The following is a 25,650-nucleotide window of genomic DNA, read 5'->3' on the forward strand; positions in this document are numbered from 1 at the left end:
GGCGGTGATGGCACACGCTCCTGGGGTGGATCGGGTCGCGGGAACCCGGCAACGGCGACGGGGCCCGGGGGAACGCTACCGCGTCCCCCGGGCCCCGCTCGGTAATCGTGAGGTTCAGTTGTTTCCGAGTCGGAGCGACCGAAACCTCAGGGAAATCACATCTCGTCGGGAACCTTGATCTCGCCCGAGACGATCTTGGCCTTGTACTCATCGAGCTTGGGCTTGATGTCGTCGATGTGGCCGCCGGTGGTGGCGTAGTCGACGCCGCCCGCCTTCAGGTCATAGACGATCTTGCCGGACTTCTCCTCGCCGCCCTGGGCAGCCTTGAGGTATTCGTACACGGCGACATCGAGCTTCTTCAGCATCGAGGTCAAGATGACGTCGCGAACGTCGGGCTCGGCGATCAGCGCCTGGTCCTTGTCGACACCGATCGCCCAGCCCTTGGCCTTCTTGGCGGCGGCAAAGACGCCACCACCGGAGCCACCGGCGGCGTGGTAGACGATGTCGGCGCCCTTCTGGAACATGCCGTCGGCCGCGGTCTCACCCTTGGCCGGGTCACCGAAGCCGCTCATGTCCGGCGGCTGGGTGAGGTAGGTCGACTCGATCTTGATGTCGGGGTTGACCGCCTTGGCGCCCGCGACGTAGCCCGCTTCGAACTTGTTGATCAGCTGCACGTTGACGCCACCGACGAAACCGATGTGGCCGGCTTTGCTCTTGAGGGCGGCGGCCGCACCGACGAGGAAGGAACCCTCGTTCTCGGCGAAGGTCAGCTGCGCGACGTTGTCACCCTTGGAGTCGTCCGAGTCGTCGTCGATGATCGCGAAGTGGACGTCCGGGTTCTCCTTGGCGACCTTGCCGACGGAGCCGGCGTAGGCGTAGCCCACGGCGATGATGTGCGTGAAGCCCGCGTCGACGAGCTGGTTGAGGCGCTCCTCACGGGCGGCGTCGTTCTCGTCGTTGACCGCGGTGGCCTCTTGGGGCTTGAAGCCGAACTCGCCGGCGGCCTTGTCGAGGCCGGCTGCGGCGGCGTCGTTGAACGACTGGTCACCGCGGCCACCCACGTCATAGGCTATGCCGACCATGAGCTTGGAGTCGCCAGCGGGGGCGGCGGAGGTGGACTCAGAGCTCGACGCGGACGCGGAGCCGGAGCCCGCTGCCGAGGACGAGGACTCCGTGGACGTGCTGCTGCCACAACCGGCGAGGGCCATGGTGCCGACGGAAAGGGCGGCAGCGACCTTCAGCAATGGACGCAAGGTGGTACTCCTTACTCAGGGTGTTTCGTGACGCCCAACGCGCGCGCCAACCAAGCGGAAGGATAGGTTCCCCGACGGCGAACCTCCCACACCCTTGGCGCGCTCAGGTCGAAACCGTTACGAAGTCGGGACGTCAGCGTCGGCCAGAAAGCGCTCCAGCGCGGTCAGGCCAACCGCGCCCAGGAGCTTGGCGCCGGCCTCGATGGCCCGCTCGTCGACGATGTAATCCCCTTGGTGAAGGTCGTAGGTGCGTCCGCCCGCGGTGCGCGTGCCCAGCCGCGCCATCGCGCCGGAGGCGTGATGCAGATACCAGGCGAAATCCTCGCCACCCATCGATTGGGCGGTGGGCACAGCCTTGAGACCAACGGTTGCCACGGCCGACCGCAGGTCGCCGATGGCGGCGGCGGTGTTCACGACCGGGGGGACCCCCTGGACGTGGGTGAGTTCGGCTTGGACCCCGAAGGGAGCCGTCACCTCATCGACGATCCGTTCGAGCAGCGGGGCGAGGCCGCGCCATACATCCGAATCGAGGACGCGCAGCGTGCCCTCCGCGAACCCGGTCGACGGGATGACGTTGCCCGCTCGGCCGGCGTGGACCTGTCCCCACACGATCAACGCGGACGCCCGCGGATCGACGCGGCGCGCGAGCACCGTGGGCAGGTCGGTGACAACCTTGGCGAGCGCGAACGTGAGGTCCTCGGTCAGGTGCGGACGGGACGTATGACCGCCGTGCCCCTTGAGATTGACCGTGAGCCGGTCGCAGGCCGCCGTGAGCGCCCCCTCCCGCAGCCCCACCTGACCTACGTCGAGACCGGGGTCGCAATGCAAGGCGTATGCCGCGTCGACCCCGAGCATTCCTCCCTCGGCGATGATGTCGTCGGCGCCGCCCGGGATGGACTCCTCGGCCGCCTGGAAGAAGAACCTCACCGCGGTGCCGGTGGCATCGAGGTAGTCGCGCAGATCGCCCAGGGCCAGCGCCGCCCCGAGAAGCGCGGTGGTGTGGACGTCGTGGCCGCACGCGTGGCATACGTCCGGGCTGATCGAGGCGAAGTCGAGGCCGGTTCGCTCCCGGACCGGCAGCGCGTCGATGTCGGCCCGCAGGGCCACGCGGAAGCGCGCATCGGCCGGGCCAAGGTCGGCGATCAGACCGGTGCCCGGCAACCGCCGCACGGGTATGGCCGCCTGCCCCAGTCGGTCCGCCAAGACCGCCGTGGTCCGCTTTTCCTGGTGGCTCAATTCGGGATGCTGGTGGAGGTCGCGCCGGATGTCGACGAGTTCGGAGCGCCGGGACTCGATGGCATCGCAGAGCCCGGTGAAGGGAGTAGCAGGGATCATCGCTTGTCGATTTTACGGCGCATCGTCAGGTGAGCTGCCCTCGGCCCGACGCCTTGAGCCGCTCGACGATCGTCTTGACCTCTTGGGCACGCTCGCGCGTGGTGACCAGGATGGCGTCCGGGGTGTCCACGACGACGATGTCATCGATGCCGAGCAGCGCCACCAGGCGACCGGCTTCCGGCACCACGATGCCGGTCGCGTCCAACGCCTCGACCAGGTTGGCGTCGCCCACGACGCTGACGCCGTCCGCCCCCGGAGCGATCATCGCGCCGAGCGAGGAGAAGTCGCCGATGTCGTCCCAGCCGAAGGACCCGGGCACCACGACGACCTGACCAGCATCGGCCGCCGGCTCGGCGATGGCGTGGTCGATCGCGATCTTCGGAAGGGTGGGCCAGAGTTCGTCCAGCCGCTGCGGTTCGGCGGCGATGGCCCGCAACGACTCGGTGAAGCGGGGCTGGTACGCCGAGAGCAACTCCAATAGACGACTCGCCCGGACGACGAACATGCCTGCGTTCCACCGGAACTCGCCGGTCTGGACGTAGGCCGCCGCCCGCTCCGCATCGGGCTTCTCGACGAACTGACGCACGTGCAGCGCGGTGGGGTAGCCGGCCAGCGGACGACCGGACTGGATGTAGCCGAATCCGGTGGCCGGGTGGGTCGGCGTGATGCCGATGGTGACGAGATACCCATCGGCCGCGGCGCCGATCGCTTCCCCGATGCACTCGCCGAAAGCGGCTTCGCCGGAGATGACGTGGTCGGCGGCGAATGAGCCGATGATCGCGTCGGGGTCGCGGGCCTCAAGAACCGCGGCGGCGAGGCCGATAGCGGCCATGGAGTCCCGAGCCGATGGCTCGATCAGGACGTTGTCCGGCCGGAGGCCGGGCAATTGCGCGCGCACGGCGTCGGCATGCGCCGCGCCAGTCACCACTAGGACGCGGTCACCGGCGAGCGGCGCCAGGCGATCGACGGTGTCCTGCAACAGGGTTCGCCCAGATCCGGTGAGGTCGTGCAGGAACTTCGGGCTGCCCGCTCGGCTCACCGGCCACAGACGGGTCCCGGCCCCACCGGCGGGGATGACGGCACAGAAGGATGTGTATGGCGCGGCCATGCCCGGCACCGTATCCCGCCGGACACGGGAGGAGCCACCCGGTCCGGGGCGCGAGCCCGGGTCAGCCGCGCGGCATACGACGGCGACGGCGGGGGCGGACGGCTGCGGCGGCGAGCCCGGCGAGGGCGGTGGCTGCCGCCCCCAGCACCGCGCCCGAGGCGATGCTGGCCCGATCGGCGGCCCGCTGATCCAAGGTCGGCAAGCCGAGCGCGGCGCGAGCGGCCGCATCCTGCGGGAGTCGCGAGGGAGCCCGATCTGTCCATTCGGCGGCCGCAGCTTCGCGGGTCGCGGGTCCCTCCTGGAGCTTCGCCTCCTCGCCGGCGCTGGTCGAGACGAGCGCGTCGTTGATGGCGTCGATGTCGTTGGCCGCCCAGGCGGCCGAGAGCAACATGGCGCGAGCGATGAAGTTCAAGAAGGCGAGGAGCCCGACGACTAGCGCGATGGAGGCGAACAACTTGTTGTCCATCGTGCCCGCGATCAGCCGGGAGCCAAACGTCTGCAAAAAGGTCAGCGCGACACCGCCGAAGAGCGCGCCATTGCGAGTCGCGATCCAGGGCAGTTCCACGCCCGAGAGGATGCGCAGCATCAGCGCCACCAGGAGGCCGTTGGCCACGAAGGACACGAGCAGCCCGGCGATCGTGATGACCCACGGCTGATCGCCCAGGCCGATCCAATCCGCCACGGCGCCCGCGACGGCGCTGGTGACTGCATTGGTCATCGCCGCTAGCACGACGCCGAGGCCAAGGGTGGCCAGGACAGCGAGGTCGCGCAGCTTGCTCATCACAAAGTTGCCCGGGGCACCCTGCACGCCGAAGATCGCGCGGATCCCGTCACGCAGAGCGCTCAGCCACCCCAGGCCGGCCCAGAGCAGACCCGCCACACCGACGGCGGCCGTCAGGCTCAAGGTCGTGCCGGTCGGGATGGTGAGAGGGATGAGTCCGTCGGGGTTGGCGTCCGTCTTGACGAAACCGGGCAACTGCTTCTCGATGGCCGACTGCACCTCGGCGAGGAGGTCGGGCTGGTCCCGCAGCACGAGACCGAAGATCGTGAACCCGAGCGCGATCGCCGGGAACAGGGAGAAGAACGCAAAGTAAGTGACGCCGCCGGCGAGCAGGCCGCCGCGGGCATCGCCATACCGCTTCCACGCTCGCCAGATGTCGCTGCGTTGGAAGCGCGCCCACAACACTTTCAGCCGGTCCAAGAGTTAGCTCCCTCGCAGGTCGAAGGCCTTCACCGGCCGCCAGACGTCGTCCTCACCATGGTGGTACAGATGGATCGCGGGTACCGCGAAAGAGACCGAGAAATCGTCGAGATCGACGAAGGCGGCGTCCAACTCCTCCTCGGAGATGTTGTGGGCGATCGTCACGTGCGGGTGGTAGTCGAAGTCGAGTTCCCGCGCCACCGGACCGGTGCGAATCTCCGACTCCAGCGCCTCGCACTCGGCGACGCCCTCGGTCAGTTGGACGAAGACCACCGGGGAGACCGGGCGGAACGTCCCGGTCGACTCCAACACGATCTCAAATGGCGTATGCCGCGCCGCCACCGCCGCGAGGTGCGCCTCCACCTCGGCCAAGTCGTCCCCCGCGACCGCCGTCGGCGGAAGCAGGGTCACGTGCGGCGGAATCGCGTACGCGAGTGGATCACCGAAGGCCTCGCGACGCTCCTGCAGGAAGCTCGCATAGGGCTCGGGGATCGCGACGGCGACACCGATGGTGGGCATGGGGAAGGAGGTTACCCGCCCAGGTCAGGCGCGTGGCAATAGGCCGATGCCCTCGCGGACGCGGGCCAGCGTCGCGGCAGCCACCTCGCCGGCCTTGGCCGAGCCCTCCACGAGGATGCGGTCGAGTTCGGCCGGGTCGGCTAGAAGCTCATTGAAGCGGGCTTGGAAGGGCTCGATCGCGGCGACCACAACCTCGGCCACTTCGCCCTTCAGATCGCCATACCCCTTGCCCTCGAACTGCCGCTCCAGGTCGGCGACCGGGGTGCCGGAGAGGGTCGAATGAATGACGAGGAGGTTGGAGACGCCCGGCTTTGCCTCCACGTCATAGCGAATCTCGCGCTCGGTGTCGGTGACCGCGGACTTGATCTTCTTGACGATCCGCCTGGGGTCATCGAGCAGGTCGATCAGACCATTGTCCGAGGAGAGCGACTTCGACATCTTGGACGTCGGGTCCTGCAGATCCATGACCTTGGCGCTGCCCTGGACGATGTAGGGCTCGGGGACGGTCAACAGCCGCCCAAAACGGGAGTTCATCCGCTCGGCGAGGTCGCGGGTGAGTTCCAGGTGCTGGCGCTGGTCCTCGCCGACGGGGACGAGGTCCGCGTCATACAGCAGGATGTCGGCGGCCATCAGGATGGGATAGGTGAAGAGGCCGACGTTCGCCGTTTGACCCTTGGCCGTCTTGTCCTTGAATTGCGTCATCCGGCTCGCCTCCCCCATCGCCGTCTGGCAGGCGAGGATCCAGGCGAGTTCGGTGTGCTCGGGGACGTAGCTCTGCAGCACCAGGGTCGAGCGCGTGGGGTCGACGCCGCCGGCGAGGAACTGGGCTGCGGTGATGCGGGTGCGGTCACGCAGCACGCTCGGGTCGGTGGTCACGGTGAGGGCGTGCAAATCGACGACGCCGTAGTAGGCGTCGTAGTCGTCTTGCAGTTTGACCCAGTTGACGAGCGCGCCGAGGTAGTTGCCGAGGTGCAGCGAACTCGACGTCGGCTGCATCCCCGAGAAGATGCGCTTCGGGCGCGCGGAAGTGTCAGTGGGCTCGGTGGGCATGGCCTCATTCTGCCAGCCGGATCGAGGCGAACCCCACCCGATTAGGCTGCCGCGTATGAATGCGCGCACTGCTTTCCGCCAGGCCTTCGGCTACGAGCCGGGCGGGGTGTGGTCCGCGCCGGGGCGCGTCAACCTCATTGGTGAACACACCGACTACAACGGTGGCTTGGCCCTGCCCATCGCCCTCGATTACCGGACGTATGCCGCGGCCTCCCCCCGGGCGGATCGCGTTGTGCGCGTGCGGAGTTTGCAGGCGAGCGAGGGTGTTGAGATCTCGCTGGATGATGTCGGCCCGGGGCGGGTCTCCGGCTGGGCGGCCTATGTCATGGGGGTTCCGTGGGCGCTGGAGCAGGCGGGATTCGCGGTGGGCGGGCTTGACCTGGTTATCGATGGCCAGGTGCCCTTGGGAGCCGGGTTGTCGTCGTCGGCGGCGCTGGAATGTGCGGTCGCCGCGGCATACAGCGCGTTGTTTGATCTTGGGCTGATGGAGTCTCCCGAGGGACGGGCGCAGCTGGTGGCCGCGTGTCGGCGCGCCGAGAACGAGATCGCCGGCGCGCCTACCGGGGGGATGGATCAGTCCGCGTCCTTACTCTGCGCCCAGGGGCACGCCCTACTGCTGGACTGCCGCTCCGGGGCGACGACGCACGTTCCCTTGGCTCTGACCGAGGCGGATGTGCGGGTGCTCGTGATCGACACGAAGGCTCACCACGCGCTGGTCGACGGGCAATATGGCGCACGCCGCGCCGCCTGCGAGGAGGCCGCGGCGTTGTTGGGGGTCGAGACGCTGCGCGAGGTCGGCATTGCCGGGTTGGACGACGCGCTGGCGCAGTTGCCGGATGAGGTCATGCGCCGGCGTGTGCGGCACGTGGTGACCGAGATCGACCGGGTCACGTTGACGGCGGATGCGTTGCGCGCGGGCGCGCTGGCCGAGGTGGGGCGGCTCTTCGTGGCGAGCCACGAGTCACTGCGCGACGACTTCGAAGTGTCGTGTGCCGAACTCGATGCGGCCGTCGAGTCGGCGCTGGCGGCGGGCGCGCTGGGTGCCCGGATGACGGGTGGCGGCTTCGGCGGCTCGGCGATCGCACTGGTGCCTGGTGACCGGTTGGACGCGGTGGCTGACGCTGTCCGGGCTCGCTTCGCGCACAACGGATTCGGCGCGCCAGATATCTTCTCGACGTCGGCGGCGGCCGGGGCCCGCAGCGAAGTGGTATAGCCCCGGGCTCGGGCGTGGCCGGGCGCCATCAAGCGGAATCAGGCGACGATGGGCGACCGCGACTCCTATCGTGTCGTCATGGAGCGCACCCTGATCGACCGCCTGTCTGCCGTATCCTCGACAAGCATCGCCGACGCAGGGCCCTCGCTTGTCGTCCTCCCGACAAGCCTGCGTCCGGTCGTGCCGGGGCGGAAGTTTGCGGGACGCGCGGTCACTGTGCGGGCCGAGCGCGACCTCATGGGCGCGATTGCGGGATTGGCGGCCGCCGAGCCAGGCGATGTTCTGGTGATTGATGCCGGGGGCGACGACCGGGCGGTGGCGGGCGAACTGTTCAGCACCGAGGCGCAGCGGCGCGGGCTCGCGGCCTTCGTCGTCTTCGGCCGGTGCCGCGACAGCGCCATCCTTGCGACGCTGGATCTGCCGATCTATTGCACCGGCTTCGCCCCGAATGCGTATGCCGCACAGGCCGTTCCGCAGATCGCTGTCCCGCTCGACCTTGCTGGAGCGCGCGTGGAACCCGGGGATCTACTGATGGGTGACGACGACGGCATCGTCTGCGGGTCCGCCGAGGCGATGGCGGCCGCGATCGACAAGGCTGAGGAAATCCAGTCCCGCGAGGAGGGCTTGCAGCGCGCCATCGCTGGTGGGCAGTCGATCTTCGAGCACATGAACTGGGACGAGCACCTGGCATCGCGGACGGCCGGCCGCCCCAGCTCGTTGAGTCTGGCATGACCGCGTTCGCCGCCCGGGCCGCGCTGGTCCAGCCGTCGCCGATCCGGGAGTTCCTCTCTCTCGCAACCAATCCCGAGATCATCTCGTTCGGCGGCGGCTATCCGGACGCGAGCCTGTTCCCGATGGCTGAGTTGCGCGCGATCTATGCCGACCTGCTGACACCGGCGAATGCGCAGACGCTGCAATACACCGCCTCCGACGGGCTGCCCCGGCTGCGCGCGCAGGTCGCCGAGCGCCTCACGCGCGACGGTATGCCGTGTGGTCCCGACGACATCCTCATCACCCAGGGCGGGCAGCAGGGTCTTGATTTGGTGGCGAAGCTCTTCGTCGATCGAGGCGAAGTCATCGTCACGGAGGACCCGACGTTCATTGGGGCCTTGATCGCGTTCAACCCCTGCGAGCCGGCCTACGCCAGCGTCCCGATGGACGAGGACGGCCTGGACGTGGATGCGCTTGCGGAGATTCTGCGGACGACGCCGCAGGTCAAGCTGATCTACACGGTCCCGGACTTCCAGAACCCCACCGGTCGCACCCTCAGCCTCGAGCGCCGGCGACGGCTCGTCGAACTCGCGGAGGCGTTCGACGTCACAATTCTGGAGGACACGCCATACCGCGAATTGCGTTATGAGGGAACGCGATTGCCGACGATCAAGAACTTCGACACCACCGGTCGCGTGATCCACCTCGGCAGCTTCTCGAAGATCCTCGCCCCCGGTCTGCGGCTCGGCTGGGTGCTCGCGACGCCCGAAATCCGGGAAAAGTTGGCCCTGCTCAAGCTCGCCGCCGACACCCAGAACGGCACTCTCAACATGCGCGCCGCCTCGGCCTATCTCGACGCCCACGACATCGATGCCCACATCGCGGGGATGCTGCCGGCATACCGCCGCAAGCGTGACCTGATGCTCGCGATGCTGTCGGAAGCCATGCCCGACGGGGTGACGTGGACACGACCGGATGGCGGCCTCTTCACCTGGGTGACATTCCCGGACGGTTTTGATTCCGCCGCCTTCCAGCGCGACCACCTCATCCCCCGCGCCGGCGTCCTCCTAGTGCCGGGCGCCGCATTTTTTGCCGTGGGGCAGCGGCCGAATCACGCCCGGCTGAGCTACTCGGGGGTGCCCGACGACCGCTTGGTCACCGGCGTGCGCGCCATGGGTGACCTGCTCCGCGAGGCGCTGGGCTGAGCCTCGCCGCCAGCCAAGCGGTCAGCAGGCGATGAGGCAGAGCCAGGCGAAGCCGAGAATGCCTCGATAACCACGCAGGTATGCCGCGCGCTGCCCCCGCAAGGCCTCGGCGACCTCCGGGCGGCGCGGGTCATCGAGTGGCAGCGTCGTCAGTTCGTCGACCAGGCGCGCAGCGAAGCCCGACTCGAACTCGTCCCACTCCCCAGGCTGGCTTCCCCGAAGTCGGCGAGGAGGAAGCCGTGGCCTTCGACCAGCTCGACTAGCGCTGCGAGAGATAGGTATTCGTCGACACGGCCGGCCAACGGGGCGATCGCCTCAGGCGTTGGCGGGGCGGACCAGATCGCCTCCCCATAGACAACGCGGTCGCCCGGTTTCAGCATCGCCCGCATCGCCGTTAGTGCCGCGGTGTAGTCGAGGGGTTGCGCGTCCTCGACCGGTTGGCCCCAGATCTGGCTCGCCCCGACGACGATGAGCGCATCGACCTCCCCCGCGGAGATAGCACGCGCGTCACCCACCTGGAAGACCACCCGCTCCGCGAGGCCGCGCTCCAGGGCCAGGCCCGCCCAAGCTATCGCGCCGATGGCGAGCCGTCATACGCCACTTGTGGCTTGCGCGGGGACAGCGTGTAGCTAACGGCCCACGCAATCTCGATGGCCAGGACCAGTCCTGACCAGCGGTAGGTCGTTTCCAGGGCAGCGGTCCGGGCAGGGTCGGCGATCCACGCCACCAGGAGCCACGTGATCCCCGACGCGATGGCCACCGCGACCGCGGTCCGACCCACGTCGGCCCAGCACAGGCGCGCGTATGCCGCGCCGTGTGGCTTCTCGGGGCGGGGACCGTCGGCATACCGGTGCGCAAAGCGGATATCTGCCCATCGGATCAGCCTGTGCCCGTAGGCGATCGAGAAACCGAGATAGAACGCCGCCAGGCTGTGGGCGACGGTTGCGCTCTCTCCTGATCGGAGGTTGACCGCGGTGGCGATCAGCAGAACCAAGTCGATCAGCGGGACGAGAGCCAAGACGAGGAGGCCGGCGCGCGGCATACGAGCGAGGTAGCGAAGGACGAGCCCCGAGACGATGGCGACCCAGAACGCGATCTCGCAGAAGACGATGACGGTGATGATCATGATCTTCTCCTTGTGAGTACGACCGTATTCACAACAATTTAACACAGTCGTACTAGAATGAGTGCGTGCCCAAGTTGATCGATCACCAAGCCCGCGAAGAAGCCATTGTTGAAGCGGCCTGGCGCGTCATGGTCCGAGATGGCGCAGCGGCGGTGTCGGTGCGCAATGTCGCGGCCGAGGCCGATCTGGCCACCGCTTCGCTCCGGCGGGCTTTCCCCAGCCAGAGTGACTTGCTCGTCGCCTGCCTCACACTCATGGGCACTCGGGCAGAAGCGCGGATCCGAGCCCTCCGACCCCGACCAGATGCCGTAGCCATGGCGATGGCCCAGCTAGGCGAGACGATGCCGCTAGACGATCAGCGACGGGTCGAGATGAAGGTGTATGTCGTGCTCGGCATCGCCGCGCTAAGTGATCCTGCGTTGCGCGCGGCGCATCAGCGGATCGACGCCGGGATTGAACGCCTCTGCGCCAGCGTGGTCGCGTCGTTGAGCCCCAGCGCGCCGCGGAGCGAACGAGCGCGGGCAACCCGTCACCTGCACGCCCTCCTCGATGGGCTGGCACTTCACCTACTGCACGGAATGTCGCCGAGAGCGGCAACCAACACGCTTCGCCAGTACGTGCTCAGCCTTTCCAAAGCGTAGGGTCGCCCGCTCGAGCCGGCACACTCGGCAGAACTACTCTCAGGGCCGTGGTCCGTGAGTCGTCAAGCGCGCGCTGGACGCCGTGGCGCGTGGTGCTGTCGTTCGGCATCGTCAGCCTGCTCGCGGACATGGCCTATGAGGGCGCCCGCTCGATGTATGGGCCGTTGCTCGCCTCGCTCGGGGCGAGCGCATTCGTCGTTGGGCTGGTCACCGGAGCGGGTGAGGCCATGGCTCTCGTGCTCCGGCTGGCTACGGGGCCGATGGCGGATCGTCGCGGCGGGCACTGGTCTTTCACGATCGTCGGCTACGGCCTCACCGCGATCTGCGTTCCCTTGCTTGCCGTCGCACCGCACCTCGGGGCGGCCGGTCTTGCGTTCGCGGCGCTGATGATCCTCGCCGAGCGCGCGGGGAACCGGCGCACGACGCCTACGGCGCGCTGACGAGCACCGCACCCCTCGTGGTCAGCGACGCGTGCCAAGCGGATGGCAGTATGCAGGAGCCACGCGGCGGCGACCTGGCTGACCGCGACCACCCCGACTAGCGTCGGGAGCGAACGGTCGAGCAGAAGGCCGGCCAGGCCGCCGCCGACTCCCCACCGAGCTCCGGGCGGGTACGAAGTCGGGGACAACGTCCTTCCACGATGACCGGCGTGAGCCGACGCTCACTGTCACCCATCACCAGGAGCGCCACGTTGACCGCACAACACCACCCCACTCGTCGCCCACAGAACGCCGGCGACGAGATGCTCACCCTCCAGGAGCCCTGTGCCTTTCTCCGGGTGCCTGAGGGCACTCTGCGCTACTCGCGCCACCTCGGGTCCGGGCCGCGCAGCTTCAAGCTCGGCCGCCACGTCCGTTACTGGCGCGCCGACCTCATCCTCTGGCTCAGCGAGCAGACCAACAGTCCACAGAACCACCGCTGAGACTGCCCGCCGTCAGATCTCGGAGAGACGATGGAGCGATCGCGGAAGGAGCAGCACCATGGCGGGGAACATCGCCAAGCGAGCCAACGGCAAGTGGCTGGCGCCGTATCGCGACGAGTCAGGGAAGGAGCACTCGCGACACTTCGACCGCAAGATCGACGCCCACCAGTGGCTCGACTCGGTCACCTCGGCCGTCGTCACCGGAACATACGCGGATCCGCAGGCCGGCCGGATCACGTTCGCGGCGTTCTTCGGCGAGTGGGCGGCCCGTCAGGTCTGGGCACCCGGCACCGTGCTCGCGATGTCACTCGCGGCCAGATCCGTGCCGTTCGCCGGGAAGCCCATGAAACAGGTCCGGCGCTCGGACGTCGAGACCTGGATCAAGCAGATGGACGCCGCCGGGCTCGCTCCCGGCACCATCAAGACCCGGTACGTCAACGTCAGGTCGGTGTTCCGCGCCGCGGTCAAGGACCGGGTGATCGGCGCCGACCCGACCGACGGAGTACGCCTTCCCCGCGGTCGCCGCGCGGACGTGGCCATGTCGATCCCCACGCCTGACGACGTGGGGCAGCTCATGGCCGTCGCCGACGAACGGTTCCAGCCGTTCGTCGCCCTCTGCGCGTTCGCCGGCCTCCGGCTGGGCGAGGCCGCCGGCGTCCAACTCGGCGACGTCGACTTCCTCCGCAAGTCACTCAAGGTCTCCCGCCAGGTGCAGCGGGTGAACGGCGGGGCGATCGACGTGCGGGCGCCGAAGTACGGGTCAGAGCGCGTCGTCTACCTCGCCGACAGCCTCGTCACCGTCCTCGCCAAGCACGTCGCCTCCCACGGAACCACCGGTAATGATCGTTGGCTCTTCGCCGGGGACGGCGACGGCCCGCCGCACCAGAACACCGTCGGCTACTGGTGGCGCAAGACACTGCACGACGCCGAACTGTCCGGCATCAAGCTCCACGACCTGCGGCACTTCTACGCCTCCGGCCTCATCGCCGCCGGGTGCGACGTCGTGACCGTCCAGCGCTCGCTCGGTCACTCGAAGGCGACCACGACTCTCAACACGTACGCCCATCTCTGGGCGACCGCCGAGGACCGGATGTTCTTGGATGCCCTCGGGACGGTGATGCATGGTTCAAGTACCGAGCAAACGTTCGAATCAGTTCCACACCTGAAAGATTCCACATCATGGCCACCAAGACCCCCGCCAAGCGCATCGTCAAGACCCCGAAGCCCGTTGAGACCGTGGAAGCTGCCGCGTTAGACGAGGCGCTGCCCGCCATCGAAGCCGCCATCCAGCAGGTCGTTGACACGTTCGGCGTCACCGTGCAGCGTGCCCGACTCAAGGGCATCCGCGCGCTGGCCTACCAGGCGCTCGTTGAGTCCATCGAGGCCGGCGATCTGGAAGCCCTCACCGAGCGCGCTATCGGCAAGTCGGCAACCTGCCCACCGGCTGGACTGTCAACGCGCCCAAGCGCGCCTCCAAGGCCGACACCAAGCCTGCCCCGGCTGCCAAGTCCAAGAAGGGCAACACGGTTGCCACCGCCGAAGGAGTAATCATCGCGGAGCAGCGTCACATCAACGGATAACCCCAAACGGCAGCCCTCTTACTGGGCGCTAGGGGCTCCCGCTTTGCCGGGTACGGTTGCCGCGCCGGTTCACCCAGGCGGCAGGGCAACGGTGCCACCGGCGCAGGCCCGGTTAGTCGATGTCGAGCAAGCCGTTACCAGCGAATCGCCTAATTGCTGCAATCTTGTCGTCGATCTTATAGCTGTCCAGCAGTCGATCAAGGGCCTCCTGATGAGAAAGCCGCAAAATGCTGGTGCGCTCCTCGGAGTAGTAATTGAGTCCCTCGGTCTTTAGCACGCCAACAGCCGCGATGTTAGCTTCCTTTTCCACCTTCCAGATGTCGCGCATTTCGCTGGCACTTCCAAGCAACACGCGATTGAGTGAACGCCAGTAGGCTTGCGCGTCCTTTGACGGGTTCATTAAGCCAGGCTCGGCAAGCAGCCCACGCAAAAGGTTCACGGCGAACTCTTCGCCAATCGTCACCTTCGACTGCACCACCGCGGCAAGGTGCGAATAAGAGAGCACGCATACATTCCTGGACGATGCATCCAGGTAGATCTGGCTGTTTCGGGTGGGCAGTTGATCGATCGGCGCGACCACGACGGCAAACTCTTTCGAGTACCGCCAGCGGTCCATCGCGGCCACCTTGAAGTCTTTCTGGTTCTTGGCCGTACGTGTCAGCCTGAACGCCTTCGCATCGGCAACAAGGTCATAGTCCGCAGCAGCAGCCTCAACATCGGCCATGTCAGCACGGCCATCCAGCACCACGGCATTGAGGCCAATGAACGTAAGTGCCTCGGCGATCACAGAATCCGTGTACTTGGAATACGCCTTCTCTTCAGTCGAGTCGTGGCGGTACCGCTCCGGTATAACCCCGCAGAAGCGTAGGTGACTCAGGAGTTGCTCGTACCCCTCAACGTCGACTTCACGCCTAAGTACCTCAAATGTGCGTCGACTCGTGGCTGCAAACGAGGACGCCGATTCAGCCAGGGTGGCTACCCAGCGATCCCTGGTGTCAATCTGCTTCGGAGATACCTCAAGTGCCATTCTTCACCCAATCTAGAAGAGCCGCGCCGGGTCGGTCGCATTCAGCCGCTCGGTCGCCGCCTCGTAGTAGGCCCGTTCCCTCTCGAACCCAATAAAGCGTCGCCCTACGGCCTTCGCAGCTACCAGCGTCGTTGCACTGCCAGCGAACGGGTCAAGAACAACCTGCTCTTCCTTCGTGACCAATTCCACAAGCGCAGACATCAATGCCAGCGGCTTCTGCGTCGGGTGGACCTTGGCCTCATTCCGGTGCATACCGACCTCGAAGATGTTCGCCGAGTCACGGCTGAATCGTTCCAGCGCATCAGGGTTGTACGCCCCTACGCCATACCGGAGAACGTTATCAGCGATGGTTGTGCCGATCTTATAGGGCTTGGTCGCCCAAATAATCGGCTCGAATCGTGGCCGAAGATTCCCGAGCCGCCACCCCTGCCACTCTTCAGCACTGGCTTCGTCTGCACGCTTCTCGTACACGACGGACAACCTCTGCGCCCTATGCAGCGCCTGAGGCTTGATCCACGCAATCTGGTCTTTGATTGTGTAGCCGGAATCTTCCAGCGCCACCATCAGCCGGTGCGAGAACCGGCGACCAGCAAACAGCAGCACACTCGCCCCAGGCTTCAGCGCGGGATAGGCCAGTTGCAGCCACTCGGCGCACCAGGTCTCGTACTCCTTACCGATCTCGCGGTCGGCAGCTGACCATCCATTCAGCGGCTTGCCGCGACGCTTGAACGCCCCGTTGGCCTTCGCCTGGGCAGGCGAAGCCCCCAGATATGCACTGTTCGTGTTGGCGTGCAGGACGTCCCAGTCCTCGGCACCAATGCCGTAGGGAATGTCCGTGATCAAGGCATGGACCGACTCAGCAGGGAGGTCGCCGAGCCGCGCCAAGCAGTCGGCGTGGTAAAGCCGATCAAACTGCATTTCAGAACTCATCTGGTGTTCTCCACACCGCTAACTGTGGCGGAACTCCACGACGTCGCCGTCTTGCATGACGTAGTCCTTGCCTTCCAGGCGGGCCTTGCCGGCTGACTTGACGGAGGCCATCGAGCCCAAGGTGTCCAGGTCGGCGAAGGAGACCACCTCGGCCTTGATGAAGCCCTTTTGGAAGTCGGTGTGGATAACGCCCGCCGCCTGCGGGGCCGTCCAGCCCTGGCGGATGGTCCAGGCGCGTGATTCCTTGGGGCCGGCGGTGAGATAGGTCTGCAGGCCAAGCGTGTGAAAGCCGGTGCGGGCCAACTGATTCAGACCGGACTCCTCGGCGCCGAAGCTCTGCAACAACTCCAACGCCTCGTCCTCGGACATCTCCATCAGGTCCATCTCCAACTTCGCGTTGAGGAAGACTGCGTCGGCGGGCGCGACGAGTTCCCGCAGGGACGCCTGCAATCCGGCATCCGCAAGCTGATCTTCATCCAGGTTGAAGACATAGATGAAGGGCTTAGTCGTCAGCAGCCCGAGCGAGCGGGCGAGGTCGGGGTCGACACCGGCGGCGGCGCCCGCGGCATACAACGTGCTCCCCTCCTCGAGGACCTTCTGGGCCGCGAGGGCCGTGTCGAGGACCGCCTTGTCGGCCTTCTTGCCCTTGACCTCCTTGTCGAGGCGCGGGACGGCCTTCTCCAGGGTCTGCAGGTCGGCGAGGATCAGCTCGGTCTCGATAACCTCGATGTCGTCCTTGGGCGAGACCTTGCCGTCGACGTGCACGACATCGTCATCGGCAAAGGCCCGCACGACCTGGCAGATCGCGTCGGCCTCGCGGATATTGGCGAGGAACTTGTTGCCCAGCCCCTCCCCCTCGGACGCGCCCTTGACGATGCCCGCAATGTCGACGAAGGAGACCGTCGCCGGCAGGATGCGCTCGCTGCCGAAGATCTCCGCGAGGCGGGTCAGCCGCGAGTCCGGCAGGGGAACCACCCCGACATTGGGCTCGATGGTCGCGAACGGGTAGTTCGCGGCGAGCACATTGTTCTTGGTTAGGGCGTTGAAGAGGGTGGACTTGCCGACATTGGGCAGTCCGACGATTCCGATGGTGAGAGCCACGAGGACAGAAGTTTAGTGGCCTGGCGGGCACCCCTCATACGCGCTGCAGATGCACCAACAAGGCCTGCTCGGGATGCAGATTCGGCATCGACAAGCCCACTGACATCAGAACCGCGCCGCTGATCTGGGTGCCGGGGGCATCGAACCAGTCGGGGAAGTTCATCTGCTGACAGCTCGGAATCTCGCCGAGGTTGACCGGGCTCACGGCGTAAGTCGCCTCCGGGTCGAGGCCCGCCAGCCGCAGGCAGCCGGAGACCTCGACGACCTCGGTGTCGAGCTGGGCCATCGAGAAGACCGCCTCCGAGCCGTCCTTGGCGACGACTCCGTGCACCACGGCATTGCGGGTGGGTGTGTCGACGCGGACGACCTCGCCGGTGTGCAGCAGCTCGCGGTGCGCCTTGTGCCAATCGATCGCCGTGCGCAGCATGGTGAGTTCCTGGTCGTTGAGCGTGGCGACATTCCACTCCACGCCCATGTGCCAGAAGACCGCGCTCGCGGCGCGGAGCGCGAACGAATTGTGCCGGCCGGTCGTATGCGAGTGCGGGCCCCCGATATGCGAACCGATCAGCTCCGGCGGGACGACAAGCGAAGTCCAGAGGTTGATGTGCTGGCGCTCCATCGCGTCGATGGTGTCGGATGCCCAGAGGCGATCGGTGCGCTCGAGAATCCCGAGGTCGACGCGGCCGCCGCCGGAGGCGCAGGTCTCGATGTCGACACCGGGGTGGCGGCGACGCAACTCGTCCATGAGTTCATAAACGGCCAGCGTCACGGCCCGGATGGCCGGCTGGCCATCGTGCGAGACGTCGACGAGGCTGCGGTTGTGGTCCCACTTGACGAAGGCGATGTCGTGGTCGCGCAACAGCGCATCCATCCGCTCGAGGATGTGGGCGAAGCACTCGGGATTGGCCAGGTCGATGACCTGTTGACGGCGGGCGAGCACGGGGTCGCGGCCCGGGACTCGCAGCATCCAGTCGGGGTGATCGCGCAGCAAGTCGGACTTGGGGTTGGCCATCTCCGGCTCGACCCAGATGCCGAATTCCATTCCGAGAGAACGCACATGGTCGATGATCGGGTTGAGTCCGTCCGGCCACATCTCATCCGAGACGACCCAGTCGCCGAGTCCCTGGCCATCGTGGCGACGGGAGCCGAACCAGCCGTCGTCGAGGACGAAACGCTCCATCCCGGCGGCCGCTGCCTTGTCGGCGAGATCGGTGAGCACATCGAGTCGATGGTCGAAATAGACCGCCTCCCAGGTGTTGAGGAGCACCGGCCGGGGGGTGGACGGGTGGGAGGGGCGCGAGCGGACATACCCGTGGAAGGCCGCGCTGATCCCGTCCAGACCGCGGTCGCTGTATGCCGCGAAAACCGTTGGTGCGCGGTAGACCTCGCCTTCGCCGAGGACCACCTCCGACGGCCCGATCAACTCCCCGGCACCTAGCTGTGCCTTGCCCTCGGGGTTGCGCTCGGCATACACCCGGGAGTCGCCGGACCAGGCGTGGTGCACGGCCCAGACCCGGCCATGACGGAACCCGAATCCGGGATCGCCGACGCACAGCGCCAGCGGGCCGCTGTGCTCCGTCCGGCCCGTGCGGCCCTCGCGCATCCACGCACCCATCGGTATGGTCAGGCGCTGCGGCGAGCGCTCGCGGCACCACCGGCCACTGAGGTCGAGCACCTCGATGGCGTCCATCGGTAGCGGCACGCTGAGCTCGCACGCATCGATCCGGAAGTCACCCGCGCCGAGATTGCGGATCTCCGCGGCCATCTCGAGGAGGCCGTCGGGGTGCAGACGGTAGGTCGCCTCGATCTGCAGGCCGGTCTCCGCATCCATTGCATCGACGACCAGCGAGGACTCGTCCGAGGTCACCGAAGCGGCCGTGAAGCGCGGGGCAAAGCGCGTGCCATCGGGGGCCGAGCCGATCAGGGCCGGGCGCATCCGCCAGCCGTCGACCGGCATCGGCAGCAGGCGACGCACGAGTGGAACGTCAGGGTGGGAGTGCGGAACCACCGGTGTCGTCGCCGCGACCAACTCCGCCTCGGAGAGGCCGTCAGGCAGCCGCGGACCCCAGTGGAGGACAACCGGTAGCGCATCACCATCCGTGACCGCGACGAAGGAGGTGGTTTCGCTACGCAGGTGGATCAGGGTCACGGGGTGCACTCTCCATCGAGTTGTCGGACGGTCACACTCAACGCTAGTCGCCGGGGCAGACAGGCGGCAGGCCGTCCTCCAGATAGGCGCACGGGACGGGGGTGAGGGCCGCGCGGAGGAGGCGCGCGGCATACGGCGCGATGTGGGTGTCGAGCTCGGCGAGACCAACCCAGTGCACGGCGACGATCTCGCGCGGTTGGAGGGTCAGCCCGGCTACCCAGTCCGCGGGAACCCGCCCAAGGTCGAAGAGGAAGAGAACGGCGTCGTCCCAGCCGCGGTACGGCGGGAGCCACGTGGAGGTGACCAACTCTCCGACACGGACGTCCGTCCCGAGCTCCTCCGCTATCTCCCGGCGCAGACACGCCGCCGGCGACTCGAATTTGTCGACGACGCCGCCGGGCAGGTCCCACTCCTTCTTGTAGGTGAGTTGGCAAAGCAGGATCTCGTCGTTCTCGTTGCGCAGCATCCCCTGCGCGATGACACGCTTGGTGGGGAGGCGGGCGTTGAGAGTCTCGATGAAATTCCGGCGCGCGGCGTCGTCGGCGAAGGAGGGAGGCTCAGGCATCGGCGACCCATCGCGCGCGGTAACTCTCGATCGACTCGGGCATGGGCGCGAGGCTACCGGCGCGTGCCGACAGGCCCCACCTCGCACCTGCTTGCCCCAGTCCCGCCCGCCCGTCCACGTCACCCCTTTTCAACCACGTCATACCTTTCCGACCACGTCACCCGCCCCAAGGGGTGACGTGAACGACAAGGGGTGAGGTGAGCGCGCAAGAGGGGTTGTTCCATCATCACTGTCGGTGGCACATGGAATGGTGCGAGCTATGGACGCATGGATGGCAGGTCTGCTGGGACTCGTGATCGGCACGGCATTCGCCGCCGCGCTGATGTGGGGGCGGTATGCCGCGCGCTCGGCTTCCCTCGTTACCGAGCGTGATCTCCTGCGCGCCCGGGTGGGCGACCTGGAGGCCTCGCTCAGCGAGGATTCCGAAACCGCGGCCCTGCTGTTGCCACTGCGCGACACCCTCGGTCGCGTTGAGCGCCAGGTCGGGACCCTGGAGCGGGACCGGGTGGAGCAGTTCGGGTCTCTGCGTGCGGTGCTCGCGCGCGTCGAGGGCGAGACGCAGGATCTCGGGCGGGCCACGGCCTCGCTGGCCGGCTCACTGCGGTCCAGCACGGTGCGCGGGGCCTGGGGGGAGGTGCAATTGCGGCGTGTTCTGGAGGTGTCTGGAATGTTGCCGCGCTGCGATCTCGACGAGCAGGTGACAGCCACCTCGCGCCACGGCCAGGGGGTCCGGCCTGATGTCGTCGTGCGTCTGCCCGGCGAGAAGGTACTGGTCATCGACGCCAAGGCGCCGATGAGCGCCTTCCTCGACGCCCAAGCCGAGGACCTCGGTGACGACGAGCGCGCCGCGCTGCTCGGTCAGCATGCCGCCGGCCTGCGCCGTCACATCGAGGCGCTTGCCGCGAAGGACTACTGGTCCGCGTTCACCGCGAGTCCCGAGTTCGTCGTCTGCTTCGTCCCGAGCGACGCCATGCTCGCCGCCGCGCTGGCCGCGCAGCCCGGCCTGCACGAGCATGCCCTGGGGCGCCGAGTGGCCCTGGTCGGGCCAGCGTCATTGCTCGCCTTGCTTCGGACCGTCGCCTTCACGTGGCAGCAGGATTCCGTCGCGACCTCCGCAAGCGAACTGCTGGACGTGGGCTCAGAGCTGTACCGTCGCCTCGCCACCCTCGGCGGCCACACCGCCAAGCTAGGCCGCAGCCTGACCAGTTCCGTCGAGGCTTACAACGCCATGGTCGGGGCTTTGGAGTCTCGCGTCCTCGTGACCGCCCGGCGGATGCAGCACCTCGGCCTGTTGACCGACGAGCTGCCCTCCCTCGCCCCCGTGGACACCGGCCCCAGGCCCCTCACGGCCCAGGAATTGATCGACGCCGCCACCCAGCAAGACGCGCGCGCCCAACTGCTCTTCGACATCCGCAACCCCGAATCAGGTGATGCCCAAGCACACACCGGCTAAGCCCGCGCACGCAAGCGGAGCGGAGGTGGCCCCGTCGCGGCGGGGTGCGCCCGGTGGGGGCAGTCGAGGAGCGGAGACGAGCGAGGCACGAGCGAGCGCAGCGACGAAACTCCTGCCCCCACGGGCGTACCCGGCCGCGCCGGGGTTCGTACGCGGCCGCGCCGGGGTGCCTCCCCGGGGCGCGGCCGCTAGTGCAGCGAACTCGTGGACGCGAAGGACCCGTCGTGGGTCATCTTGTCCGGCATGCCCGCCGCCTTGAGGTCACGGCGGATCTCGTTGGGGAGCGAGAAGGTCAACGACTCCTCGGCAGCCACGACGGGTCGGACATCGGCATACCCACGCTCGGCGAGGAAGTCCAGGACACCGCGGACCAGCACCTCCGGCACGGATGCCCCAGACGTGACGCCGACGGTGCGCACGCCGTCCAACCACGCCTCGTCGATCTCCTCCGCGTAGTCCACGAGGTGGCCGCCGCGCGAACCGTGTTCCAACGCGACCTCCACCAGGCGCACGGAGTTGGAGGAGTTCCGCGACCCGACGACGATCATCAGGTCGCACTCGGACGCCATCTGCTTCACGGCCAGCTGGCGGTTCTGGGTGGCGTAGCAGATGTCGTCACTCGGCGGGTCCTGCAGCGACGGGAAGCGCTCGCGCAGCCGGCGGACCGTCTCCATTGTCTCGTCGACCGAGAGCGTGGTTTGGGAGAGCCAGACCACCTTCTCGGGGTCGCGCACGGTCACATTGGCCACGTCATCCGGGCCGTCGACCAACGTGATGTGCTCCGGCGCCTCGCCGGATGTCCCCACGACCTCCTCGTGGCCCTCGTGCCCGATCAGCAGGATGTCGTAGTCGTCATTGGCGAACCGCACGGCCTCGCGGTGCACCTTCGTCACCAGCGGGCAGGTCGCATCGATCGTCTTGAGCTTCAGCGAGCGCGCTTCTTCGTGCACCACTGGCGCCACGCCGTGCGCCGAGAAGACCACCGTGGCGCCCGCGGGCACCTGCTCGGTCTCGTCGACGAAGATCGCGCCACGCTTCTCCAACGTAGTCACGACATGCTTGTTGTGCACGATCTGCTTGCGGACATAAACGGGCGGGCCATACAGCTCCAGGGCCTTTTCGACGGTCACCACGGCGCGATCGACCCCCGCGCAATAACCTCGGGGCGCAGCCAGCAGGACTCGCTTGGGCATCTCGGACATACCTGCAGTTTAGGCGCGCTGTCTGGACGGCCCCGGTTGTCCGACCGACCGCCTACGCTTCCCATTTGTGTCGACCTCGCCGCCTCCGTTGCCGGAACGCGCCGTCGACACGTCTGCGGAGTCGCCGTGGCCGGTGCGGCTGTTGAGCATGAAGATGGCCGACTACATCGACAAGATGTCGGTGTTGTGGGTCGAGGGCCAGGTCGTCCAACTGACCCAACGCCCCGGCGCCAAAACGGCCTATCTCACTCTGCGCGATCCCGATATCGATATGTCCCTCTCGGTCGCGATCTCCGTCAATGCCCTGAGCGCGATGCCGCGTCCGTTGACCCAGGGTGAGCGCGTCGTCCTACAGGCGAAGCCGCAATTCTGGCCCCAACGCGGCAGCCTGATGCTCGATGCCCGCCAGATCCGCCCCGTCGGCGTCGGCGAACTCCTCGCCCGCATCGAATACCTCAAAGCGACCCTGCGATCAGAGGGCCTCTTTGACGCCGATCGCAAGCGCGCCCTCCCCTTCCTCCCGCACACCATCGGCCTCATCAGCGGCCGGGGCAGCGCCGCGGAGAAGGATGTCGTCGAGAATGCGCGGCGCCGTTGGCCGGGAGCGCGTTTCGAGATCCGGGCCGTCGCCGTCCAGGGCACTACCGCCGTCGCAGATGTATGCCGCGCCCTCGCCGACCTCGATGGACTCACCCACGTGGAGGTCATCGTCATCGCTCGGGGAGGCGGTTCCGTCGAGGACCTGTTGCCGTTCAGCAATGAGGCTCTCCTGCGGGCCGTCGCCGCGGCGCGGACCCCGATCGTCAGCGCGATCGGACACGACGTCGACACCCCGTTGCTCGATCATGTGGCGGATCGGCGGGCCTCCACCCCGACGGATGCGGCCGCGCTCATCGTCCCGGACGCGGCCCTCGAACGCGCCGGCGTCACGGGGTCACGCCAACGCCTCCGCCGGCACCTGACCACCCTGGTGGCAACCGAACGCCGCCGACTGGACGACCTGACGCGACGGCCGGTGCTCGCGGACCGCACGGCATACGTCCGCACTCAACGGGACCAGCTCGAGTCGCTGCGGGCGCGCAGTCGGGCCGGGGCCACCCGGACCATCGAGCGGGGGCGCGAGAACACCGAGCGCCTGCGGACCACCGCTCGACTGTTGTCCCCCCAGGCGACGCTCAACCGTGGATACGCCATCGTCACCAAGCCCGACGGGTCCGCGGTGACGACTCGAAAAGGGATCGCTGTCGGTGACTTGCTTCGAGTGCGTGTCGCCCAGGGTGATTTCGCGGTGCGGGCGGCCGACTCGTGACAACCCGACTACCCACACTGCCCGCGTTGACACTTCCCGCTGGAGGATGACGTGCCCAAGAAGGCTGACACCCCGACCCCCGATGTCCCCGACGCTGCTCCCCCGGCCGCGTCGATCAACGCCGGCATCGCCGACCTCGGCTACGAGCAGGCCCGAGACGAGCTCGTCGAGATCGTCGCGCGCCTCGAGAGCGGCCGGGTCGGGTTGGAGGAGAGCATGACGTTGTGGCAGCGCGGCGAGGCGCTGGCCGATCGCTGCGAAGCGTGGCTCGACGAGGCGCAGTCTCGACTGCAGGCCGTCACCGACGCCCCTACCGACTGAGCCCGGATCAGCAGATCAACGCCTCAGCAGATCCAGGCTCAGCCGCTGAACGGGGCCATGTGCTCGGCCAGAATCGTCAGATCCGCGACCGTGGCATCCCCCGTCACGATGGTCGTCAATTCGCCCGGCTTGGCCGGCTCGTGCACCAGGCTGTTTTGGGTCTTGATGTCACGGACATACACATCCCACGCCTGCCCGTTGATCGTCACCATGTCGGTCTTCGGAGCGCGATTGGTTTGCGCCCGAATCCAGTCGGCGGTGCCGTTCATGGTCTGCTCGATCGCGGCATATGTCCGATCCGGCGTCTGATAGCCGACATGCCACACCCGCAGTTTGTCCGTGGATGGCAAGAAACGGACCGCGCTCGGCGTCCAACCCTCGGGCAGATCCTTGCCGACCGCGATCGGCCACGAGGTCTGCGCGACCACCTGCCGGGCCAGCGAATCGATATGCACCTGCGGCACCGACGCGGTGTTGACCCGGGCCACGGCGAAGAACAAGACCGCCATGAACCCGATGATGACCAGCAAGGACCGAACCATGTTGGCGGCCGAGCCACGGGCATACATGCTCGTCCGCGGGGCGGGGGCAGTGGCTGGGGGCGCATCCGACGACATGTCCCCTATCGTCCACCACATGGGGCCACCCTCCCCAATTCCCTGCTCCGGCGATAGGCTCCAAGCGGCCGGCGCGGGCGTCCGGCGCCCCACAGCGGCACCCCACAGCGCCACCGATAAGGAGCAGGTATGGAACGCGCGTCGTCAAGCTTCTTGATCATCGGTGAGGCACTGATCGACATCGTTCAGCGCTATGCCGAGAACCCGGTCGAGCACGTGGGTGGGTCACCGGCCAATGTGGCCGTCGGGGTCGCCCGGTTGGACAACACCGTGAAGTTCGCCACCTGCCTGGGCGACGACGCCCGGGGCGACCGGATCCGCGCCCATCTCACGCGGCGCGGCGTCCAAGTCGTCACGGACCCGACCGAGACCCGTACCTCGACGGCTCTAGCCAATATCGATGAAACCGGCGCTGCGACATACATCTTCGACCTTAACTGGGACCCCGGCACCATCGAGCTGACCAGCGACATCGGCCACATTCACACCGGCTCGATCGGCGCCGTTCTGCTGCCTGGGACCGACGACGTCGTCGCCGCGCTCCAGCGAGGCAGCACCCAGGCCACGATCTCTTATGACCCCAACGTCCGCCCCACGATCATGGGTGACCTCGACAAGGTTCGGGCCCAAATCGAGTCGATCATCGGCTACTCCGATGTCGTCAAGGCGAGCAGCGACGACATCGAGTTGCTCTATCCGGACCTCTCTCTCGAAGCCGTGCTCACGCGCTGGGGCAATCTTGGACCGGGTCTCACGGTGGCGACGCGCGCCGCTGACGGCGTGAGCTTCCGGCTCACTGGCACCGGCGAGTTCGTCACCTTGGCCGCGCCGCCGACCCGCGTCGTCGACACTGTCGGCGCCGGCGACTCCTTTATGGCCGGCCTGTTGTCCGGGCTCTTCGACGCGGGCCTGCTCGGCGGACCGGAGGCACGCGATCGCCTAGGCCGCGCGACGATGGCGCAAGTCACCCCGGCGATCGCTCGCGGGAGTCGCTGCGGTGCCATCACCGTCAGCCGCGCGGGCGCCTACGCGCCGAGCCTGGACGAGCTCTGACCAAGCCCGCAGGTCCGCGGTCGTAGGCTGGGGCTCAACCCGACGAACAGGAGCACGGA

27 protein-coding genes are annotated in these 25,650 nt (G+C 67.4%); 12 read left to right on the forward strand and 15 right to left on the reverse strand.

Annotated features, from left to right (window positions below):
* Nucleotides 1-155: 155 nt before the first annotated feature.
* The 6 genes from BN13_RS03920 to trpS form a co-directional block, all read right to left on the reverse strand.
* Nucleotides 156-1,253, reverse strand: coding sequence for a BMP family lipoprotein (locus tag BN13_RS03920; protein WP_053079710.1), 1,098 nt, complete (start codon nucleotides 1,251-1,253; stop codon nucleotides 156-158).
* Nucleotides 1,254-1,370: 117 nt separating this feature from the next.
* A complete protein-coding gene (locus BN13_RS03925) occupies nucleotides 1,371-2,588 on the reverse strand; it encodes an amidohydrolase (RefSeq protein ID WP_048544599.1) in 1,218 nt (405 codons plus the stop codon).
* A gap of 25 nt (nucleotides 2,589-2,613) precedes the next feature.
* Nucleotides 2,614-3,696 carry a mannose-1-phosphate guanylyltransferase gene (locus BN13_RS03930; protein ID WP_048544601.1) on the reverse strand — a complete coding sequence of 361 codons (1,083 nt, stop codon included), beginning with the start codon at nucleotides 3,694-3,696 and terminating at the stop codon, nucleotides 2,614-2,616.
* 61 nt (nucleotides 3,697-3,757) lie between these two features.
* Nucleotides 3,758-4,897: a YihY/virulence factor BrkB family protein gene (locus BN13_RS03935; protein ID WP_084733548.1), complete on the reverse strand. Its 1,140-nt coding sequence runs from the start codon at nucleotides 4,895-4,897 to the stop codon at nucleotides 3,758-3,760.
* Nucleotides 4,898-4,900: 3 nt separating this feature from the next.
* Complete coding sequence (locus BN13_RS03940; RefSeq protein WP_048544602.1) at nucleotides 4,901-5,416, reverse strand: 2'-5' RNA ligase family protein; 516 nt, start codon at nucleotides 5,414-5,416, stop codon at nucleotides 4,901-4,903.
* 24 nt (nucleotides 5,417-5,440) lie between these two features.
* Nucleotides 5,441-6,466: a tryptophan--tRNA ligase gene (gene trpS / locus BN13_RS03945; protein ID WP_048544604.1), complete on the reverse strand. Its 1,026-nt coding sequence runs from the start codon at nucleotides 6,464-6,466 to the stop codon at nucleotides 5,441-5,443.
* Nucleotides 6,467-6,521: 55 nt separating this feature from the next.
* Here trpS and galK point away from each other — a divergent pair, with 55 nt between their 5' ends.
* The 3 genes from galK to BN13_RS03960 all read left to right on the forward strand — a co-directional run bounded on the left by galK (nucleotide 6,522) and on the right by BN13_RS03960 (nucleotide 9,595).
* Nucleotides 6,522-7,679, forward strand: a complete 1,158-nt coding sequence (gene galK / locus BN13_RS03950; protein WP_048544605.1) for a galactokinase — start codon at nucleotides 6,522-6,524, stop codon at nucleotides 7,677-7,679.
* Nucleotides 7,680-7,757: 78 nt separating this feature from the next.
* Nucleotides 7,758-8,411: an RraA family protein gene (locus BN13_RS03955; protein WP_162199914.1), complete on the forward strand. Its 654-nt coding sequence runs from the start codon at nucleotides 7,758-7,760 to the stop codon at nucleotides 8,409-8,411.
* On the forward strand, nucleotides 8,408-9,595 hold the full coding sequence (locus BN13_RS03960) for an aminotransferase-like domain-containing protein (RefSeq protein WP_048544609.1): 1,188 nt from the start codon (nucleotides 8,408-8,410) through the stop codon (nucleotides 9,593-9,595). Before BN13_RS03955 ends, BN13_RS03960 begins: the two co-directional genes overlap by 4 nt.
* A 149-nt stretch (nucleotides 9,596-9,744) precedes the next feature.
* On the opposite strand, the gene BN13_RS03965 is transcribed toward BN13_RS03960, so the two are convergent.
* Both BN13_RS03965 and BN13_RS03970 read right to left on the reverse strand, forming a co-directional pair.
* The gene (locus tag BN13_RS03965) at nucleotides 9,745-10,110 is read right to left on the reverse strand and encodes a hypothetical protein (RefSeq protein ID WP_157038418.1); all 366 of its coding nucleotides are present in this window, start codon (nucleotides 10,108-10,110) and stop codon (nucleotides 9,745-9,747) included.
* Nucleotides 10,111-10,163: 53 nt separating this feature from the next.
* Nucleotides 10,164-10,721 (reverse strand): hypothetical protein, encoded by a 558-nt coding sequence (locus BN13_RS03970; protein ID WP_048544612.1) that lies wholly within the window; start codon nucleotides 10,719-10,721, stop codon nucleotides 10,164-10,166.
* Between the two features lie 65 nt (nucleotides 10,722-10,786).
* Between BN13_RS03970 and BN13_RS18235 the strand changes: the two genes are divergently transcribed.
* The 5 genes from BN13_RS18235 to BN13_RS19140 all read left to right on the forward strand — a co-directional run bounded on the left by BN13_RS18235 (nucleotide 10,787) and on the right by BN13_RS19140 (nucleotide 13,832).
* Complete coding sequence (locus tag BN13_RS18235; protein ID WP_053079711.1) at nucleotides 10,787-11,362, forward strand: TetR/AcrR family transcriptional regulator; 576 nt, start codon at nucleotides 10,787-10,789, stop codon at nucleotides 11,360-11,362.
* 47 nt (nucleotides 11,363-11,409) lie between these two features.
* Nucleotides 11,410-11,802, forward strand: coding sequence for an MFS transporter (locus BN13_RS03980; RefSeq protein WP_235433929.1), 393 nt, complete (start codon nucleotides 11,410-11,412; stop codon nucleotides 11,800-11,802).
* A 209-nt stretch (nucleotides 11,803-12,011) separates the two neighbouring features.
* Nucleotides 12,012-12,284, forward strand: coding sequence for a helix-turn-helix transcriptional regulator (locus BN13_RS03985; protein ID WP_235433930.1), 273 nt, complete (start codon nucleotides 12,012-12,014; stop codon nucleotides 12,282-12,284).
* A gap of 58 nt (nucleotides 12,285-12,342) precedes the next feature.
* On the forward strand, nucleotides 12,343-13,539 hold the full coding sequence (locus tag BN13_RS03990) for a tyrosine-type recombinase/integrase (protein ID WP_084733549.1): 1,197 nt from the start codon (nucleotides 12,343-12,345) through the stop codon (nucleotides 13,537-13,539).
* Nucleotides 13,464-13,832: a hypothetical protein gene (locus tag BN13_RS19140; RefSeq protein WP_157038419.1), complete on the forward strand. Its 369-nt coding sequence runs from the start codon at nucleotides 13,464-13,466 to the stop codon at nucleotides 13,830-13,832. Before BN13_RS03990 ends, BN13_RS19140 begins: the two co-directional genes overlap by 76 nt.
* A gap of 144 nt (nucleotides 13,833-13,976) precedes the next feature.
* Here BN13_RS19140 and BN13_RS03995 read toward each other — a convergent pair whose 3' ends face one another.
* Genes BN13_RS03995 through BN13_RS04015 form a run of 5 tightly spaced genes read right to left on the reverse strand, consistent with a single transcriptional unit; the run spans nucleotide 13,977 to nucleotide 19,636 of the window.
* A complete protein-coding gene (locus BN13_RS03995) occupies nucleotides 13,977-14,891 on the reverse strand; it encodes a HindIII family type II restriction endonuclease (RefSeq protein ID WP_048544618.1) in 915 nt (304 codons plus the stop codon).
* A 12-nt stretch (nucleotides 14,892-14,903) separates the two neighbouring features.
* The gene (locus BN13_RS04000; RefSeq protein ID WP_201329041.1) at nucleotides 14,904-15,821 is read right to left on the reverse strand and encodes a DNA-methyltransferase; all 918 of its coding nucleotides are present in this window, start codon (nucleotides 15,819-15,821) and stop codon (nucleotides 14,904-14,906) included.
* Nucleotides 15,822-15,839: 18 nt separating this feature from the next.
* Nucleotides 15,840-16,922: a redox-regulated ATPase YchF gene (gene ychF, locus BN13_RS04005; RefSeq protein WP_048544622.1), complete on the reverse strand. Its 1,083-nt coding sequence runs from the start codon at nucleotides 16,920-16,922 to the stop codon at nucleotides 15,840-15,842.
* A gap of 34 nt (nucleotides 16,923-16,956) precedes the next feature.
* Entirely contained in the window at nucleotides 16,957-19,071 is a 2,115-nt protein-coding gene (locus tag BN13_RS04010; RefSeq protein ID WP_048544623.1) for an alpha-galactosidase, read from the reverse strand.
* Between the two features lie 43 nt (nucleotides 19,072-19,114).
* The gene (locus BN13_RS04015; RefSeq protein ID WP_048544624.1) at nucleotides 19,115-19,636 is read right to left on the reverse strand and encodes an NUDIX domain-containing protein; all 522 of its coding nucleotides are present in this window, start codon (nucleotides 19,634-19,636) and stop codon (nucleotides 19,115-19,117) included.
* 271 nt (nucleotides 19,637-19,907) lie between these two features.
* On the opposite strand from BN13_RS04015, the gene BN13_RS04020 reads away from it, so the two are divergent.
* On the forward strand, nucleotides 19,908-21,089 hold the full coding sequence (locus BN13_RS04020; protein ID WP_235433931.1) for a DNA recombination protein RmuC: 1,182 nt from the start codon (nucleotides 19,908-19,910) through the stop codon (nucleotides 21,087-21,089).
* A 188-nt stretch (nucleotides 21,090-21,277) separates the two neighbouring features.
* On the opposite strand, the gene BN13_RS04025 is transcribed toward BN13_RS04020, so the two are convergent.
* Nucleotides 21,278-22,291 carry a 4-hydroxy-3-methylbut-2-enyl diphosphate reductase gene (locus BN13_RS04025; RefSeq protein ID WP_048544629.1) on the reverse strand — a complete coding sequence of 338 codons (1,014 nt, stop codon included), beginning with the start codon at nucleotides 22,289-22,291 and terminating at the stop codon, nucleotides 21,278-21,280.
* 67 nt (nucleotides 22,292-22,358) lie between these two features.
* Between BN13_RS04025 and xseA the strand changes: the two genes are divergently transcribed.
* Together xseA and BN13_RS04035 are read left to right on the forward strand one after the other, a co-directional pair.
* A complete protein-coding gene (gene xseA, locus BN13_RS04030; RefSeq protein ID WP_048544631.1) occupies nucleotides 22,359-23,600 on the forward strand; it encodes an exodeoxyribonuclease VII large subunit in 1,242 nt (413 codons plus the stop codon).
* Nucleotides 23,601-23,651: 51 nt separating this feature from the next.
* Entirely contained in the window at nucleotides 23,652-23,921 is a 270-nt protein-coding gene (locus BN13_RS04035; RefSeq protein ID WP_048544633.1) for an exodeoxyribonuclease VII small subunit, read from the forward strand.
* A 38-nt stretch (nucleotides 23,922-23,959) separates the two neighbouring features.
* Here BN13_RS04035 and BN13_RS04040 read toward each other — a convergent pair whose 3' ends face one another.
* On the reverse strand, nucleotides 23,960-24,538 hold the full coding sequence (locus BN13_RS04040; RefSeq protein ID WP_162199915.1) for a DUF4245 domain-containing protein: 579 nt from the start codon (nucleotides 24,536-24,538) through the stop codon (nucleotides 23,960-23,962).
* A 129-nt stretch (nucleotides 24,539-24,667) separates the two neighbouring features.
* Between BN13_RS04040 and BN13_RS04045 the strand changes: the two genes are divergently transcribed.
* The gene (locus tag BN13_RS04045; RefSeq protein ID WP_048544638.1) at nucleotides 24,668-25,591 is read left to right on the forward strand and encodes a carbohydrate kinase family protein; all 924 of its coding nucleotides are present in this window, start codon (nucleotides 24,668-24,670) and stop codon (nucleotides 25,589-25,591) included.
* Nucleotides 25,592-25,650 lie beyond the last annotated feature (59 nt).

Origin of the sequence: Nostocoides jenkinsii Ben 74 (genome assembly GCF_001046875.1) — a bacterium.
In the GTDB taxonomy this organism is placed as follows: Bacteria; Actinomycetota; Actinomycetes; order Actinomycetales; family Dermatophilaceae; genus Nostocoides_A; species Nostocoides_A jenkinsii.